The following is a 16,542-nucleotide window of genomic DNA, read 5'->3' on the forward strand; positions in this document are numbered from 1 at the left end:
CTAAGTAAAAACGGCGCCGCGTCGGTTGCCGGGGCCGGACCGGCCCGTTCAGCCGGCTGCGGGAACGCCTTCCCTCGCCGGGGAGGACTGGACCTGGTCCCGGCCCGCGAAGCGGATTCCCGCCGAGGTGGCAATAATGTCCTCGAGGGTCCGCCGCACCCACTCCGCCGCCGAACTGTTGGCAACCCGCAGGTCCCTGTCGGCAATTCCTGCCGAGGACGACTGCGCGAGGCGGACGATGCAGTAATCGAGCTCTGCGGCCAGCCCCTTGATGGCCTGAAGCAGCTCGTCCGGTCCAGCGTCGGCGGTATCGAGCACCACGTCGAGCAGGGAAGGGCCCTCGGCGGGTCCGCAATCCACGAGGTTTCCCGTCCACTTTTCGGGGTCCCGTTCAGCGCCGCTTCGGTGCCTCAGTGTGTTGCGGCCCGGAAGGGGTCCGGTCCCGGAATCGTAATCGGGAGCCGCACTCACGCGGTGCGCCTGAATCGTGCGGAGCGGACCCGATGGGCGGTCTGAGCGGCGTCCGCCGCAATCCGGGCGAACCCGTGGTGTGCACATGGCATGGTGAGACCCTCGCTGTTCGGCGGCCGACCTGCCCTCTCAGGCCCCGGCTCCGCGACACTTAAATTCGTCGGTTGCGCATCAGTCGACCGATAAAGTCGGCGACATTACCGGAGCGTAACATGCAATTTCCGCGTCGCACGCAATTGGAAAAAGGGCAACTTCGGGCGTGTCCGGAGGGGCTGAAAGCGCGCTAATCGTCCGGAACCAGCCTAGGACTGGCAGCCGATACCGTCGCCGTCCCGGTCGAACGAGGCATCCCACCCCGGGTCCGCCGGAGTGATCGGCGCGGCGCCGGCCGCCTCGACGTCCGAGCAGCTCCCGTAGGTCACCTCCCCGGTTGGCGGCACGCTCTCCCGTCCGTCCGGTCCGCCGGGGGGCGGGGTTTCCCCGGGCGTCCCGGCCGGGGCGCCGGCGGGCGGAGCGGTGGTCGCGTCGGGAAGCGGCTGGCCCGGGCAGGACCTGAGGATCCGCTCGATCGCGCCCCGTTCGGCGGCCGTCACCCATAGGCGGTACTTGAGCTTGACCGCCGTCTGCCGGGCCACGTAGGCGCACCGGAACGACGTGTTCGGCGGCAGCCACGTCGCGGCATCGGCGTCTCCCTTTTGCCGGTTGGCCGGCCCGTCGACGGCGAGGAGGTTCAGCGGGTCATTGGCGAAACGCAGCCGGTCCTGGTCCGGAAGCTGCTGGGCGCCCGTCTCCCAGGCATTGCCCAGCGCCACGACGTGATCGATGTCGACAAGGGCCTCCCCACCCTTGACGAACGATATGGTCCCCGCCGTGTACGGGTCCTTCAGGACACCGGCCTGCACCACGCAGTTCCGGGTGCCGGGCTTGAAGGTTTCCTCCGAGAGATCCTTGGCAAGGATGTCGTTGCGGGTGTCGCAGCCGTTCCGATCGACGTCGGCCCAGGCCGGGCCGAACTTCTCCCGGTCGTATCCAGTCTTCGGCGCCCGCCCCTTGACGGCGAGCGCCTCAAGGCCGGCCAGCGCGGTCCCGGCCGGCGGCGTCGGGGCGGCCGGCATCGACGCGTCCGGGGCGCCGGGGGTTGCCGGCCGGTCCAGCCCTTCGACCGACGGGGCGGTCGAGGGGGCTGGGGCCACCGACGGCACGGGCGCAGGGGCGCCCTGCAGGGCGGGCGAGCAGCCGACGACGCCGGCGGCCAGGGCGGCCCCGAGCAGGACGGCGGCTCTCGTGGTGCGAAGGTGCATGGTTCCCAGGGGTGTGGTGGTGCAAAATTGCTCAGCCTCGACCCTACCGCCCGGGCGCGCCCGCTCATCGGCGGCCCGCCGTACGACTCATGGTTCAGCCCCGCCCCCCGGGAAGCGGACTCCGGGCGGGGAGTGCGGCACAATAGCAGCATGTGCGGACGTTTCGTGATCGCGGGAAACAAGGCGGCAATGCTCGATGCGTTCAATGTGGACGAGTCGTTCGAGGACGAGATGAACCCGTCCTGGAACGTGGCCCCGATGACCGGGATCCCCTTCGTCTCGGAACGGCTCAGCGAAGGCACCCTGACCCGCCGGCTCGACATCGCCCGCTGGGGCCTTGTCCCCGTGTGGGCGAAGGACCCTAAGATCGGCGCCCGGATGATCAATGCCCGCGCCGAATCGGTCCTCGACAAGCCTTCCTTCCGCACCGCGGCCGCCAAACGCCGGGCCCTGGTACCCGCGAACGGCTACTACGAATGGCAGAAGAATCCCGACGGAACGAAGACTCCCACCTACCTCCACCCCGAGCGGGAGGACGACCTGATCGCCTTCGCCGCCCTGTACGAGTTCTGGCCGGATCCGGAGAAGTCGGACGGAGATCCTGAGAAGTGGCTGACCACGGCGACCATCCTGACCACCGATGCCACGGACAGCCTCGGGCACATCCACGACCGCTCCCCGCTGATCGTCCCGAAGGACCTCCATGCGGACTGGCTCGACCCGGCGGTGACCTCGAAGAGGGACGTGCTGGAACTGATCGACGCGATCCCTGAACCCGTCCTCGTCCCCCGCGTCGTGGGCAAGGACGTGGGATCGGTCCGCAACGACGGGCCGCACCTCATCGAACCGGCCGAATAGCGCCGCCCGCTGCCCGCCCGCCCACTGTCCCGTGGAGTTACAGGGCGGGCAGCTGTTCCACCCGGATCCCTGCAGTCAGGGACCAGGTGATCGACCCGCCCTGAAAGGCCTGCCGGACTCCGCCGAAAATCGGAGTGGGGTTGGACGTCGGATAGCCTAACCGGCCCGCCCGGGCCTCCGCTTCCCGATAGAGGTCGTGGATCAGGCCCGTGGAGATCCGGGCGCCGGTCGCACGTGAGTAGTAGATCACCCCGCCCTCGAACGTCTGGAAAACCCCGCCGTTTCCGCGCATCTCATCCGACCTCGGATACCTCAGGGCTCCCTGCTCCCGGCCGGACCGGTCGTAGGCGCCCCGGATCGCACCCCGGACGACGTGCGCCCCGCCGTCCGGTGACCACCGGATGGTCCCCCGCTCGAAATCCTGGGAACTTCCGCCACGCGTCAACACCGTGACCTCATTTCCCACGGGCGCGCCCAACGCCACCCGCCCGCCGGCCACCGTGTATTTGCTGGTGATCGGACCCGTCGGGTCGGCGGAGTAGGGGGTGAAGACATCACCCACCGCGCCCATGATGACCCGGTCACCGGGCACCGCATCCTTGAGGTAGCGGGTGACCAACTCTTCGGGCAATGCAATGCATCCCGCCGTCGGCGCCGGATTCGAATGCATAAAGATTGCGAATCCCGCGCCCTCCCGGATGGGAGAATCCGGTGGCCTGTTGTAATTCAGGACCACGCCCTGCCGGTAATCTCCGGTCGGGCGCGTCGCGAAATCCCACATGTCTTCGTCGGGGAAGTCGTGGGAACTCGATTCGAAATATCGGTTGTAATCGGACGAGTATTCTCCGCCGCCGCCCCAGCGGGATCGACTGTTAAGGATCCGGAAGCGGAGACGGGTGCCGGGGTTCCACAGCCCGAAGCCTTCGGTGACCGAGTAGGAGCCCGTCGGGGAATATTCCGCTGCCGTGTGGCCGCTTGGAATCCCAGGAGCTCGAAACCCATTCCGCCCCACGTTTCCGAGGCTCTGCCAGTCCTGCACGTAGCGCGGACCCGACCTCATGCAGGTGGTGACCAGGGCGTCACTGCTGCTGCGGTGGGCCGTGGTCGCGAAGGTGACCCGGTTTGCTCCGTACCCCGGATACAGCACCTGGCCTGCGTTCAACCGTTCGCAGGGGTTCGTCTCCTGGACGGCCTCCCGGACGACGGCCCGTGCCGCGGGCGTTTGTACGAAAAGACCGCCGCCCAGTATGCCGGTTGCGGCAAGTACCGCGGCGATGGTCCGCAGCCCCGCGGATCGTGTGCTCATAAATTCCTTTTGCGCAAAGTGGAGGGAGGGATCACCGCAGGGAGGACCGCCGGGGCGCGCGGCAAAGCACGCCGGCAGAGCGCTGGAGTCAGCGGAGGGTGGGTTGCGGAAGGGGCGCTTCCGTGTGCCGCCGGCGGTTATCCGCCGGGCTTTCCCAGAAAAGGCAGTGCAGAAAGGTATTTACCCACTTGTTGCGGTCGGCGGTGAAGTTTCCACGCCAATCAATGATTTCATCATCCTAATTCCCCCCATATTAAACCTGATCACCGGAGCGTATCGGATTCACGGGGAGCCGCAAAGTTCCCGGTAGATTCTGTGGCCGAATGGTTATCGGCCCCGAATTCAGCCACTGGCTCACCGTGCCGGCCGAATGCCGGACGGTTATTCTCCGGCAATGACCCGGATGCACCCTCCGCCAACGGATTCTGGCACTGGGCTGTCATCAATATTCCGACCGATGTCACGTCCCTGCCCGCCGGCGCAGGACCCGAGGATGGATCGCTGCTGCCCGAAGGTGCAATCCAGCTGCGCAATGACACCGGATTCCGGGGATACGTCGGCGCCGCGCCGCCTCCCGGCCATGGCGGTACGTTCGAGCAGTAGCCAGGCGCGACGGCGACGGCCCTCCGCGCAGCGTCCGCCGCCAGCAGGGGCGGCTTAACGACCCGCAGGCCTCACCCACCACGCGGATGCCGGCTTCGCTGTCGAGGAACGTGCACAGCGGTCCAGGCAATCCAGCCGCCGGCAACGGCCGCCAAGAGGGCGCCGACCGGCTGGGTGGGCAGGCTGCTGCCGGTGGTCACCATTCCGAGCACTACCCCCAGTGGGTAGAAGATCACTGCGGCGGCAATCCACAGGGCCCCGGCCCCCTTGGGGAGGACAGTCGAGCGCCACACGGCCACCCCGAGGAGCACCTGGGCGGCGAAGGCCAGCAGGAGCCCGAGCAGGAAAGTGCCCATCATTGAGGCAGGGAATTCAAGCTCCATGACCTCCGGTATCCCCGCCAGGTAGGCGTGGCCGACGGCCGGCGTGACGAACGTTGAAATAACCGAGGGCACCAGCAGCAGGGCCTGGGCGAAGACCACGATGACCATTGCGGGCACCGCGATCCGGGCGGCCCTCCCGCCGGCGAGGTATATGCCCAGGGCGAGGAACCCGAAGATCCCCAGGATTGTGCCGCCGGTGCTGCCGATCAGGTGGCTGGTGAGGTATATCGGCGTGGTGACGAACTCAGCCCACGCCTGGGGGTCCTTTTCCTGGTCGGGCTGTGGTTTGAGCGTGGACAAGGCGGTCATCAGCGCGGAGACGGGGAGGGCGATCAGTCCGGCGCCGACCCAGCGGGTGAGATAGGGGGAAGTCATCGGAGGTTCCTTTCTCGTCGGGAGCCCGGCTGGGCTTCCTCTTCGAGATGGGGAAGTGCCGGACGCCGCGGCATAGGGCTGGGGTGCCGTCCTGAGAGCCGGGGTGGCACCACGATCCTAGGCCTACCGGCCGGGGGCCGGTGGGGCGAGAATGGTTGCGCGTGCCCCTGTGACGAAACTGCTCTAGGGGCCCTCCGCTGGAGCGACGGACCGCCGGGAGATGAGGACGACGATGGGGAACCAATCACCGGCAGTGACAGCGTTTCTGCGCGATCTTCACCACCCCTTCAAGGAGGTCATCGGGGTGCTTCGGTTGGAGATCCTCGCCCTTGATCCCGACATCACCGAGCAGATCAAGTGGAAGGCGCCAAGTTTCGGTTGTGCGGGAACAGACCGGGTGACCTTGAACCTCCGCCCGACGGAGCGCCTCCAGATCATCCTCCACCGGGGTGCGAAAGTCCGCGGCGACGTCGAGGGCTTTCAGTTCATCGATGAGTCGGGACTCGTGCAATGGCTCGCGCCGGACCGAGGAACCGTGTCCTTCACCAGTGCCGAGGACGCCGAGCGGAAGCGGGGAGAGTTCCTGAGGCTCGTCGACCGTTGGATGAGGGTGTAGTGGACTCCACCGCGGCCTACCTCCGCGAGCACCACCCCGACGGCGCCGAGCTGGCGCTCTGGGTCCGCGCCGTGCTGCTTGAGGCGGCTCCGGGCTTGAGCAGCGGGTGAGGTTCGGCAGATCCGGTGATCGAAAAAGCATAGACACCACGATTATAGATAGTTATAGTATCCGTTATGAAGATCTCGCAGCTGAGTGCCGCCAGTGGCGTCTCCCAGCCCACGATCAAGCTGTACCTGCGGGAGGGCCTTCTCCCACCGGGGGCCAAGACCCATGCCAACCAGGCGACCTACTCGGAAGCCCATGTGCGGCGCCTCGGAATCATCCGCACGCTCACTCAGGTGGGTGGGCTCTCCGTCGCTTCGGCCAAGACCGTCCTTGACGCCATCGACTCCGAACTGCCGCTGAACTGGACCTTCGGCCTCGCCCAGCGCGCGGCCTCACCCGACGTCGACGGAACCGATCTCAGCGATGCCGACCTTGCCCGCGCCGACGATTTTCTCGCCGGCCTGACCTACCACGACGGCCCCGGCCGTTTCGGCGTGGCGAAAGCTCTGAGGGCCATGGCCGACGCCGGGCTTGAGGCCGACGGCGCGTGGCGGGAAAGCTACCGCAAAGCGGCCGAAATCATCGGCGAAGCCGACATCGACCTGATTGACCGCCGGGAGGGCCGGCTGGCCAAAGCCGAGACCGTTGTGATCGGCACCGTACTCGGCGATGCTCTGCTCGCCGCCCTCCGCCGCGCTGCGCAGGAGCACTTCTCCAGCCAGCGCTACCTCTCCAGGAGCACCGAAACCGCTCCCTAACGCATCTCCCTGATCACCTTGGAGACATCATGGAACTGCTCATCCCGGATTCCCAGCGCCCGACCCGTGCCTCGCTCACGTGGCACCGCCCGCTGCTCGTCCTCGCCGGGGCCATGGCCCTGCTTGCCGTCATCAGCCTGCTGGGGCTGATCCTCGATCCCCGCGAAATCACCGGCGCTCCGGCGTGGGCCAAACCACTGAAGTTCGCCCTCTCGATTTTCATCTATGCCCTCACCCTCGCCTGGCTCATGGGCCTTCTCACCCGCGGACGGAGACTCGCCTGGTGGACGGCCACCGCGGCGGCCGCTGCGCTCGCTGCTGAAATGGTGGTCATCGTCGGCGCCGTGCTGTTCGGTACCACGAGCCACTTCAACGTCTCGACTCCGCTTCACGCCACCCTGTGGGGGGTGATGGCGCTTTCGATTGTGGTGGTCTGGCTTGCCACGTTGCTCGTCGGCATTCTCCTGGGCCTCAGCCGGCTCGGCGACCGCGCGGTCTCGTGGGCGGTCCGGGCGGGGGTCGTCCTTGGCGTGGCAGGCATGGGTGTTGCGTACTTCATGACCTCACCCACCAGCGCCCAGCTCGAGGACTTCCAGGGGGTGGCCGGAGCTCACGCCGTCGGCGTGCCCGACGGCGGTCCAGGGCTGTTCCTGCTGGGATGGAGCACCGTGGGCGGCGACCTGCGGGTCCCGCACTTCGTGGGAATGCACGCCCTGCAGCTGCTGCCGATCGCGGCGCTCGCGCTGGCGTGGGCTGCCCGCAGGCTCCCGGTTCTCCGGCCTGAGGGGGTTCGACTGGGTATCGTCATCGTCCTGTCGCTGCTGTACGCCGGGATGCTTGCGGTGCTCACCCTTCAGGCCCTTGCCGGTGAATCGATCGTCCAGCCGAGTCCGGTGACCGCCACCGCCTCTACGGGGCTGTTCGTTGCAGCGGCAGCGGCGATCGCGGTCATCGTTCGCGCCGGCCGGTCGTCCACGGTCCGAACCACCTAGTCGTCCATCCGCCGTCCATGCCCCTCCGCCCGGTTCCCCCGCCGGCAGTCGCTAGGCTGACCGGGATGAGTAGACGGGCGGGCGGTTGAGCACCTTCGGTGAATGGTTCCTGGGCACCTTTGCGCGGGGTGAGGCTCCGGTCGTGACGTCGATAGAACTGGTCCTTCTCCTTGCCGGAGCGGCAGCGCTGTCGGTTCCGCGGGCCACCTGGCGGTGGTTCGGCCTGGTGTCGACGGTTGTACACGAGCTCGGGCATGCGTTTTCCGCCCTGATGGTGGGGCACCGGGTCACCGGCATTACCCTGAGGCTCGATCACTCCGGCAGAACCACCTCCTTTGGCCGGACCGGGCTCCGGACGGTGTGGTCCGGGTTCTGGGGCTACCCCGTCCCGGCGGTGGTCGGGGCCGGCCTCGTCTGGGCCGGACTCACCGGGTGGGGGCCGGCCGCGATGTCGGCCGGAACCCTCGTCCTTGTGCTGACCGTCCTATTCATCCGGAACGCCGGGGGCCTGCTGATCCTCCTGGGCACGATCGCCGCCGTCGTCGGGTTGATGCTCTTCGTCCCACCGGTGTTCACGGGGCACCTCGTCGTCGGCCTCGGGCTGGCCCTTCTGGTGGGTTCGGTACGCGACCTGCTCAACGTCACTCTGGTGCACCTTCGGTACCGGCACCGGCTTGAAACCTCGGATGCGTACCTGCTCTCCCGGCGCACTGTCGTCCCCTCCGCCGTGTGGCTGTTCCTGTTCACGGCGGTGATCGGCGGTTCCTGGTTTCTCGCCTGGCGAGCCGTCGGGATGGTGGTGGCAGCGCTCTAGTTGCTCACTCTGCGCCAAGGACCGGGGCGGGGGCATCGATGACATTGGGGACGAAGCGGCAGAAGTAGTCGGTAATGTACCCGTCCGATTCGCGGATGCCCACACCGACCGCTTCTCCGTCGACAATCCATGCTCCGAGGACCGGGTGATTGCCGTCGAAGTCGGGCAGGGGGGTCCAGGCCTGGTAGCACCAGCCTTCGGCGCCGTAGTCCCCAGGCTGCTCGAGCTCGATCCCCTTGGCATGGATGCGGATATTGTCCCCTTCGCGTCCGTGAAGGGGTTTGGCTACCCATTCCTCCATTCCATGGGGGCTGTCCAGATAGGACGGCAGGAGGTTGGGGTGCCCCGGGTAGAGATGCCACAGTGCGGCAAGGAGCGCCTTGTTCGAAAGGAACATTTTCCACGCTGGTTCATACCATCGGGTCATCACCGGCCATTCGCGGATGTTCTTGCCGAAGTCCTCCTTCATCATGTGTTCCCACGGATACAGCTTGAAGATGCTGCTGATGACGTTCTCATCGAGGTCGACGAACCGCTTGGTGCGGGCGTTCCAGCCAATGTCGCTCATGTTGATGCCGACGGTCTCCCACCCTGCCTGGTTGGCGACATCGAGCATGTATGCGGCGGTCATCCAGTCTTCGCCCGACTCTTCAACTTCGGTGTGGGCCACGTGCAGCCTTGCTCCGTCGAGTCCCCCACGCTGCTTTTCCCACGCCCGGACAAGGGCTTCGTGGATGCCGTTCCACTGGTCCTTGTGGGGCATCACGTCCTGAAGCCAGTACCACTGTGCGATCGACGCTTCGATCAGTCCGGTGGGGGTATCGCCGTTGTATTCGAGCATCTTGGGCGGGTTCACGCCGTCGTAGGCGAAGTCGAAGCGCCCGTAGACGGCGGGTTCGCTGCGCGCAAGGGAGCTAGCTGCCAGCTTCATGGCTTCCGGACCGATGCCGATGGTGCCCATCGCCCCGGTTGCGAGGTAACGGGCGGCCTCGATGCACATGCCATGCAGTTCCTCAGTGACCTTTTCGAGCATTTCGACTTCGGCAAGGTCGAACTGGTAGAAGGCGCTTTCGTTCCAGTACTCGATTGAGGAGCCATCGGGCAGGACCGTCGTCGAAAAGACGAGGCCCTGGCCTTCGATCTTCTGTTTCCAGTCGGGGCGCGGAACGGAGGGGATGCGTTTCACCTCAGCCACCCATGCTTCCCGAGCGACCGCCGCTGCCCGACTTGGCACTGTCGCCAAAGCCGCCCCGGCTCACCGCCGAGGACCCCGAGGCCGGCAGGCCGCTTCGAGTCGAAGCACCCACCGGAACCGTGGTGACGCCGCCTGAAAGCTGCGACCCGACGGGAGGAATGGACCTGCTGATGGCCGCGCTGCGCGCGCCCATGGCGAAGAAGTACCACCCGTAGACGCCGGAGGACCGGCCTTCCTCGCTGCACTTGCTGTCCTCGACCCGTTCCTGGGTGGTGCGGTCCTGGCAGACCTGGGCGTAGTCGGCGTCGATCACCTCGCCCGAGGGTGAGCATCCGGTGAGCACGGCGCTTGCAAGAAGCGCCGTCACACCAATGGAAAGGGACGCACTTCGGCGGCTTCGATTCCGATCACCCGCTGATGGGCCCTGGATATCGGTCATGGTCGGCTCTCGGTCGCTGGGATGGTGGATGGATCCGGGCCTGCTGCTGGTAGGCACAGGGCGTTCGATCAGCGGCAACGGAGGCGGCCTAATGGATCGGCGGGGTGTTGGCCCAAGCTGGCCCCTGGACCCGGATCCTCTCGATGACGTTTGAAAAGTACTGTAGCCCACCAGCAGGAGCCCTCCACCGGAATGGCTGTACCGGCGGCGCCCATGGTCGCAGTTGTCCTGCGATCATCCGCGGTGGGGCGCGTTGCACCCTAGAATTCTTCCCATGGCGGCACTGGGGAAGGTTTCTTGCTGGTCGGCCGAGCACGGGTGGGGAGTGATCTCCTCGGAGGAGACCCCGGGCGGGTGCTGGGTTCACTTCAGCGCGGACGCCGACGGCGGCCGCCGGGACCTGATTGAAGGCCAGATCCTTGAAATGGACTTCGAAAGGGCCGAGCAGGACGGGTACTACTTCTGCGCCACGCGGGTGTGGTCACCTGCACATCACCTTCGACGCCGAAGGCCCCGCTTCACCCTAGGCAACCGAGAATGCCACGAGGGTGACCACCGCGTTGTTGGCCGCGTGCAGCAGGACGGGCGCCCAAAGGTTCCGGTGGAACCGTTGGAGGAGGGCCAGTGCCACTCCGAGCGCGAAGAGATAGACGAAGGTCAGCAGCACGAGATGGACCGCGGCGAAGAGAGCAGCCGAGAGCACGATGGCCGTGAATGGTCGAAAACGCCTCAGGAAACCGCTGAGGAAGGCGCCCCGGAACAGCACCTCCTCCCACAGCGGAGTGAGGACGGCGATGACGATGAATGCGATGACGAACACCGGGGCGGGCACCTCGGCGATGACCTCGGAAAGGGGGTCATCGGACGAGCCAGCCGATGAGGTGTCAACGCCCAACGGCGCCAACGCAGCAAGGAAGAGTCCCTGCAGCACGCCGGCGGCCAGCATCGAGACGGGGATCTGCCAGAGCAGGTGGAACATCCGGCGCGTCGGCCGCCGAAATCCCAGATCACCGGGGCTCAGGCGGTTCCGCCGGAAGAGGTGGAGGTACAAGGCAAGAATGATGACGGCGGTCACGCCGCAGAGGCTAATAACCACGACGGCTGCGACGGAGTCGATGAGGCCGAACAGCCCCGCCGCCAGCACGGCAGCAAAGAAGGCAGCGGCATAGATCACTACGAACAGCAGTGCCCAGCCGGCCTGCCTCAGGGTCACTCCCTGAGCCCCCTGCCTTAGGTCGAGCGAACCGGCGCCTGCGCCACCGGCACCTAGATGCGGGCTCTCATCGTGGTCCATTCTTTTCCCCATTCCGCCATCATGCCGCAGGCGGCCGGGCTGCCCGCCACAAGCTTCTACGTAGGGGTCGGGTGAGCCACGCGGCCATGGCCGCAGCAGCTGAGGCCAGGATCAGAACGGGCCAAACGTCGGACAGGGCCATGGGGACGCCGCTGGCGGGTGCGGCGTCGTCACTGATCACCATGCGCCTGAGAGTACTCCCGATTTCCTCAGGCCGCGGCCGCCATCCCGTGCGGCCGCGTGAGCCGCAGCGCGACCGACGGCCTTGTCCGCCGTCGAACCGGGCGGGACAATGTCCCTGTGCAGAACGTGCAGCCGTCCCCTGAAACGTTGGCGAAGGTGGCTGGGTCGGCAGTTGGTGCGGGCCACCCGCTTCCAGTGAGCGACCATGTGCTGGTCCCCCTCGGCGTCCCGCTGTCGAACATGACGACCGCCGGGCTGTGGCGGCTGCAGGGCACGGCAGGTGAGGGAGAGGACCGACACGCCTTCTCATCAATCCTCAAGGTGATCCATACTCCGCTGCGCTGGGCCGGGATTGAGCAGATCCCTGAGGAGCTGCGGGGTTTCGTCGTCGAACACTATCCCTGGCGCACCGAGGCTGAAGTTTACGCCGGCAGCCTGGGGCAGTACCTGCCCGAGGGACTGCGGCTGCCCACGGTGCACCACATCGAGGAGCTTGACGAGGACAGTACGGCGATCTGGATGGAGGACGTTCGGCAGGATCCGCACGCCGAGTGGAACCCCGACCGTTTCGCCCGGACGGCATACCTGCTCGGCCGCATGGCCGGCGCAGCGGGGGCGCCGCGCGGGAACCATCGCGACCTCGCCGACTACGTCTTCGGGCCGGGCGAGCACCTCTTCATTCCGCGGCTCCGTTCCGGGACATTCCGTTCCCACCCCGCCTTCGAAGGCAGTGTGGATGACCGCCTCGAGGAGGACTTGATCGCGTTGACCGGGCAGCTTCCCGCGCTCCTGTCGGAACTGTCTGCCCTCCCCCGTACCCGCGCACACGGCGATGCCTGTCCCCAGAACCTCCTGCAGTGCCGCGACGGCGTCGTGGCCATCGATTGGGGCAGCTTCGGCACCGCCCCGGCCGGCTTCGACCTCGGCCAACTGTTGACCGGCCTCGTCAATGAAGGGCTGCTTCCCGGATCGGCCCTGCCTGAACTCGCACCCCGTTGTCTCGATGCCTATCTGTGGGGACTGCAGGACGAAGGGGCGCCCCTCCCCCGGGAACTGGTACGGAGGGGATTCGCCATCTCCACCGCGATCGTCAGCGGGCTCTCGGCGCTGTTCCCGCCCGAGCTTGACGGGCCGGACTCCGAGCACCTGCACCGGCTGATCGCTGCACGTGCCGATATGGCGCGTTTCCTCATCGCGGAGCTGGCCGCCTCCTCGACGTCCTTATAGCGAAGGCTGAACCTACCTGTCGGCAGAGAGGGGAATCCCATGGCGACTTTTGTGCTTCTGCATGGCGGCGGCTCCACGGCGTGGGACTGGCATCTGGTTGCTCCGTTTCTTGAGGGCGCGGGCCACGACGCCGTTGCGGTAGACCTGCCGATCGAGGATGCCAACGCTGGGCTCAAGCAGTATCTCGCCGTCATCGCCGCCGCTGTGCCGGCCGCACGGCACATCATCGTCGTCGGGCATTCCCTCGGTGGCTTCATCGCTCCCTTGGCCTGCGAACATCTCGACGCCGAAGGCCTCGCCTATCTCGCCGGAATGATCCCGCTGCCGGGTGAGAGCTTCGCCGACTGGTGGGCGAATACGGGGCACGACCTGGAGAGCATCGACGACGACCCCGAGGTTCTCTACTTCAATGGGGTCCCTGATGCTCTTGCCCGGGAAGCACGGGCGCGTGAGCGGGATCAGCAGGGCGGCTGGATGTCCGGGCCGTGGCCGGCGGACCGGCACCCCGCGGTACCGACTCTGGCCATCCTGTGCCGGGAGGACAACCTCTTCCCGGCCTCCTTCATGAGGCGCCAGGTGCGGGAACGGCTGGGGATCGAGCCGGTAGAGATCGACGGCGGACACTATGCCGCCCTCAGCCACCCGGATGCAGTCGCCGCCGCATTGGTCGGCTTCGCTGGGCAGTTGGCTGGCCGACCGTAATGCTGTCCCCCTAAGCCCGGCCGGACCCGGCCGCACCGTGAACCTGGTCGTCGTGACGGCATCGGCGCGCGATCGGCGCGCGGCCGGCGCACCCCAATGCGACCGGCGCACCCGGTTGCGACCGGCGGACCCGATTGCGACACACGCACCCGATAAAGCGGGCGCCGCCGTCGTTTTCGGGCGCGCGGGACGCATTCGGGTACGGATGCCGCGCCGGGCGGGCACTCGGCCGCCTCACTCCAGTAGCGGCCCTCCCGCGCCGGTGGTTCCGAGTCCGGTCTACGCCTCATGGCCTGCTGCCCCGCAGCACATCAAGCCGCCCCTCGCAATGTGACGAAGCCAATACGCGCCCGAAGCGGAGAAAACGGTGCCCATCCGGACAATGGAACCTGTGGTGGGGACCGTATCTTGAGGAACGCCGAAATGCAGTGGCTGAATAACAACCGTGACCTTCTTCCGTCCGCCGGCGCACTCGCGGCCGTGCTCATATTCTGGACCGCTGGAGCGTTCGGTGGCCTGAGGGTGCTGAATGGATTCCGCTCCCCGTTGGCGGAACTGATCGGGCTCTACCTGATGTTCTTACTCCTGATCGCCTCGGTCGCCGTTGCGTTCTGGGCCATCCGCGAACTGCCAAGGCGGCTCGCGCTCCGGCGCCACACCGACCGCTTACCGCTGCGCCAGTAACGAACCCCTTCCACCCGCAGGGCTTCGACTGCTCGGACCGGGAGTTAGGGCCCTTCGGTGGCACCGGACGGCCGGAGGTTCGTCTTCGCCCAGACCCTTGCGCAGACGCACGCCGCCGTTTCGCGGATCGACGGTGAGGTGCTCGCCGATCCGGCTGACTCCTCACCGCTGGAGGGTCAGTTGAGGCTGTTCTCCGTCCACGTGTGGGAGGCCCTGGCAACGGCCCCCGGCGACGCCGGGACATTGCGGATCACCTCCTCCGGCGTCACGGCCGAATAGGCGAGCCGCCGAGAAGGCCACCACTGCCGAGTCGAACCTCCGAGAGGTCGACACCGTAGCGGATTCCGTTGTGCCCTTACGCAGACATCCCAGCCCCGACTTCACGGAATTGGCCTGCAGACTCCCGCGGGCCGTCCCACCCGTCCGAGGATGCCCCTCCCCGAAGCGTCGTAAGGAACCCCTTCCAGTGACTTGGAAGGGGTTTTGTGTTTTGCCGGGAGATTGCTCTAGCGACGGCTATCCCGATGAAACTACTGTCTCATTTGAAACATCAGTGCCATTGGTCACATTTCCCGGTAGGGTCAGGAACTGAATGGGGGTGGAGCCGGAGCAAGCCGGAGGTTCCCGCCGCGGAGGGAACCGACGAGCCGCCCGCCCCGCCTGCGACGTCGTTGACCCCGCGGATCGCCGAACCCACGCCAGAGCCCTCCCGACGCGCCACACGGCCGGTGAACGGCGTGTTCCGACCCTCAAACTTTCTCGATAGGCACAACATGAAGCACCCACGGGAATCGCTGCTAGCAATGGCCGCCGCTGCGCTCTTGCTGCTGGTAGGCCTCGGCCCGGCCTGCGCGGGAAGTGGGCCTACGAACCTCCGCCAGGATTATGCGGCAAGCTCGTCGACCTCGATCCGAGCAGTATGGAACCCAGTTCCCGGTTATAGCGGCGTGTACAAGCACTATCTCAACGGCAGATTCGTCGCGGGCGCTTCGGACCCCACGACCGGGGAGACGTTCTCGGGCCTGCCCTCCGGATCGATCCACACCGTGCAGGTCAGCGCCACGATCAGCGGCGTCGAGTACAAATCGGCTGTCGTCACCATGAAGGCGACCAGGACCCCGCCGATCACGCCGGTACCACCGACGAATCTGCGGCCGGTAGCTTCGGGAACCACCCAAACCGCGATCCGCGTCGAGTGGGATGCACCCGCGGGTTACACCGGAAGCTACAAGCACTATGTCAACGGCGTCCACGTCGCTGGACAGGACGACGCGACGAAGGGCGAAACTATCACCGGCCTCGCCCCGAACACGAGCTACAACATCCAGGTATCGGCAACGATCGGGGGGATCGAGAAGAAGTCGGCCGTCCTCACTGCAAAGACCAACGCCGTGCCCCCGGCACCACCTGCCTGGAAGCTGTACTGGGCGGACGAGTTCAACGGCGCTGCCGTTGACACCACGAAATGGAACGTCCTCGACAACTCCACCTACGGCGACGGTAACGACGAGCTTGCCTGTCTTCAGGACGAAAACGTCAGCGTGGCGAACGGCAAGCTGACCATCACCGCGCAGAAACTCCCGGCTCCGGTTCTCTGCAACAGCAACGACGGCCGCTTCCCGAACGGGCGGCTGTACACCTCAGGCCATCTGAACACGCTTGGGAAGCTTGAAACTACCTACGGCCGGTTCGAGATGAGCGCGAAGCTCCCTGTTCAGCAGGGAACGTCGAAGGGGCTCTGGCCTGCTTTCTGGATGCGTCCGGTCGACCGCGGCGTCGGTGAGATCGACATTATGGAAGCTCTCGGTTCCTCGAAGGCGGAGACCCATGTCAGGGCGAACGAGGTCCACCAAACGATCCACTACGACTACGGCTTCTCTGCACCCCACGGTATGCAGGACCATGAATACGTTCTGCCGAACGGGCGCACGATGGCTGACGGGTTCCACCAGTACGCGGTTGAGTGGGAGCCCGGCGTCATCCGTTGGTACGTCGACGGCGTGAAAACCTACGAGCGGAACCGGACGACCACCTCGTGGATGGATGAGAGTTTCAGCCGGAACTTCTTCCTCCGGCTCAATATGGCGGTCGGAGGTGGCTGGCCCGGTTCACCGGATGCAGACACCCAATTTCCGGCGCTCATGGAAGTCGATTACGTCCGGGCCTACAAGCGCTAGAAGCCTGTCAGCCAACAGACGCCTGGCTTGCGGGCCCATGGACACCAGAAGCGCTTACTCACAACGGCAGCCCGCCGCTCGGCTGCCACCCAATGGCTGGGTGGGCCCGCGCTCTT

Annotated in this window: 17 protein-coding genes and 1 pseudogene; 11 read left to right on the forward strand and 7 right to left on the reverse strand. The window is 66.4% G+C overall.

Translation table 11 applies throughout. The features are described from left to right. Positions 1 to 48 precede the first annotated feature (48 nt). Both I6N91_RS15010 and I6N91_RS15015 read right to left on the reverse strand, forming a co-directional pair. Positions 49 to 360 (reverse strand): hypothetical protein, encoded by a 312-nt coding sequence (locus I6N91_RS15010; protein ID WP_198813891.1) that lies wholly within the window; start codon positions 358 to 360, stop codon positions 49 to 51. A 413-nt stretch (positions 361 to 773) separates the two neighbouring features. Further along, entirely contained in the window at positions 774 to 1,772 is a 999-nt protein-coding gene (locus tag I6N91_RS15015; protein ID WP_198813892.1) for a DUF1524 domain-containing protein, read from the reverse strand. Between the two features lie 150 nt (positions 1,773 to 1,922). On the opposite strand from I6N91_RS15015, the gene I6N91_RS15020 reads away from it, so the two are divergent. Next, positions 1,923 to 2,630, forward strand: a complete 708-nt coding sequence (locus I6N91_RS15020) for an SOS response-associated peptidase (RefSeq protein ID WP_198813894.1) — start codon at positions 1,923 to 1,925, stop codon at positions 2,628 to 2,630. A 37-nt stretch (positions 2,631 to 2,667) separates the two neighbouring features. Here I6N91_RS15020 and I6N91_RS15025 read toward each other — a convergent pair whose 3' ends face one another. Beyond that, positions 2,668 to 3,936 carry a L,D-transpeptidase family protein gene (locus I6N91_RS15025; RefSeq protein ID WP_198813896.1) on the reverse strand — a complete coding sequence of 423 codons (1,269 nt, stop codon included), beginning with the start codon at positions 3,934 to 3,936 and terminating at the stop codon, positions 2,668 to 2,670. A 396-nt stretch (positions 3,937 to 4,332) separates the two neighbouring features. On the opposite strand from I6N91_RS15025, the pseudogene I6N91_RS17250 reads away from it, so the two are divergent. Continuing rightward, a pseudogene (locus tag I6N91_RS17250) lies at positions 4,333 to 4,521 on the forward strand (YbhB/YbcL family Raf kinase inhibitor-like protein); the annotation flags it as partial. An 89-nt stretch (positions 4,522 to 4,610) separates the two neighbouring features. On the opposite strand, the gene I6N91_RS15035 reads toward I6N91_RS17250, so the two are convergent. Then, positions 4,611 to 5,297, reverse strand: coding sequence for a hypothetical protein (locus tag I6N91_RS15035; protein ID WP_198813897.1), 687 nt, complete (start codon positions 5,295 to 5,297; stop codon positions 4,611 to 4,613). Positions 5,298 to 5,529: 232 nt separating this feature from the next. Here I6N91_RS15035 and I6N91_RS15040 point away from each other — a divergent pair, with 232 nt between their 5' ends. From I6N91_RS15040 to I6N91_RS15055, 4 genes are all read left to right on the forward strand, one after another. Continuing rightward, on the forward strand, positions 5,530 to 5,913 hold the full coding sequence (locus tag I6N91_RS15040; RefSeq protein WP_233091904.1) for a DUF1801 domain-containing protein: 384 nt from the start codon (positions 5,530 to 5,532) through the stop codon (positions 5,911 to 5,913). Positions 5,914 to 6,089: 176 nt separating this feature from the next. Next, entirely contained in the window at positions 6,090 to 6,719 is a 630-nt protein-coding gene (locus tag I6N91_RS15045; RefSeq protein ID WP_198813899.1) for a MerR family transcriptional regulator, read from the forward strand. Between the two features lie 29 nt (positions 6,720 to 6,748). Continuing rightward, the gene (locus I6N91_RS15050; RefSeq protein ID WP_198813900.1) at positions 6,749 to 7,711 is read left to right on the forward strand and encodes a hypothetical protein; all 963 of its coding nucleotides are present in this window, start codon (positions 6,749 to 6,751) and stop codon (positions 7,709 to 7,711) included. A 142-nt stretch (positions 7,712 to 7,853) separates the two neighbouring features. Continuing rightward, a complete protein-coding gene (locus I6N91_RS15055) occupies positions 7,854 to 8,525 on the forward strand; it encodes a M50 family metallopeptidase (protein ID WP_307843378.1) in 672 nt (223 codons plus the stop codon). 4 nt (positions 8,526 to 8,529) lie between these two features. Here the strand turns inward: I6N91_RS15055 and I6N91_RS15060 are convergent, their stop codons facing one another. The 3 genes from I6N91_RS15060 to I6N91_RS15070 all read right to left on the reverse strand — a co-directional run bounded on the left by I6N91_RS15060 (position 8,530) and on the right by I6N91_RS15070 (position 11,372). After that, positions 8,530 to 9,711, reverse strand: a complete 1,182-nt coding sequence (locus tag I6N91_RS15060; protein ID WP_198813959.1) for a glutathionylspermidine synthase family protein — start codon at positions 9,709 to 9,711, stop codon at positions 8,530 to 8,532. A 1-nt stretch (position 9,712) separates the two neighbouring features. Further along, positions 9,713 to 10,087 carry a tRNA-dihydrouridine synthase gene (locus I6N91_RS15065; RefSeq protein WP_198813902.1) on the reverse strand — a complete coding sequence of 125 codons (375 nt, stop codon included), beginning with the start codon at positions 10,085 to 10,087 and terminating at the stop codon, positions 9,713 to 9,715. A 595-nt stretch (positions 10,088 to 10,682) separates the two neighbouring features. Continuing rightward, positions 10,683 to 11,372 (reverse strand): CPBP family intramembrane glutamic endopeptidase, encoded by a 690-nt coding sequence (locus tag I6N91_RS15070; RefSeq protein WP_307843379.1) that lies wholly within the window; start codon positions 11,370 to 11,372, stop codon positions 10,683 to 10,685. A gap of 459 nt (positions 11,373 to 11,831) precedes the next feature. On the opposite strand from I6N91_RS15070, the gene I6N91_RS15075 reads away from it, so the two are divergent. The 5 genes from I6N91_RS15075 (at position 11,832) to I6N91_RS15095 (ending at position 16,426) form a co-directional block, all read left to right on the forward strand. Next, positions 11,832 to 12,863, forward strand: coding sequence for a phosphotransferase (locus I6N91_RS15075; RefSeq protein ID WP_198813904.1), 1,032 nt, complete (start codon positions 11,832 to 11,834; stop codon positions 12,861 to 12,863). 39 nt (positions 12,864 to 12,902) lie between these two features. Beyond that, complete coding sequence (locus tag I6N91_RS15080) at positions 12,903 to 13,565, forward strand: alpha/beta fold hydrolase (protein WP_198813906.1); 663 nt, start codon at positions 12,903 to 12,905, stop codon at positions 13,563 to 13,565. A 423-nt stretch (positions 13,566 to 13,988) separates the two neighbouring features. Continuing rightward, complete coding sequence (locus I6N91_RS15085; RefSeq protein ID WP_198813908.1) at positions 13,989 to 14,249, forward strand: hypothetical protein; 261 nt, start codon at positions 13,989 to 13,991, stop codon at positions 14,247 to 14,249. 57 nt (positions 14,250 to 14,306) lie between these two features. Continuing rightward, the gene (locus tag I6N91_RS15090; RefSeq protein ID WP_198813911.1) at positions 14,307 to 14,528 is read left to right on the forward strand and encodes a hypothetical protein; all 222 of its coding nucleotides are present in this window, start codon (positions 14,307 to 14,309) and stop codon (positions 14,526 to 14,528) included. A 668-nt stretch (positions 14,529 to 15,196) separates the two neighbouring features. Next, positions 15,197 to 16,426, forward strand: a complete 1,230-nt coding sequence (locus tag I6N91_RS15095) for a family 16 glycosylhydrolase (RefSeq protein WP_198813913.1) — start codon at positions 15,197 to 15,199, stop codon at positions 16,424 to 16,426. Positions 16,427 to 16,542 lie beyond the last annotated feature (116 nt).

The sequence above is a fragment of the Arthrobacter sp. MSA 4-2 genome (assembly GCF_016405885.1).
Classification (GTDB): Bacteria; Actinomycetota; Actinomycetes; order Actinomycetales; family Micrococcaceae; genus Arthrobacter_D.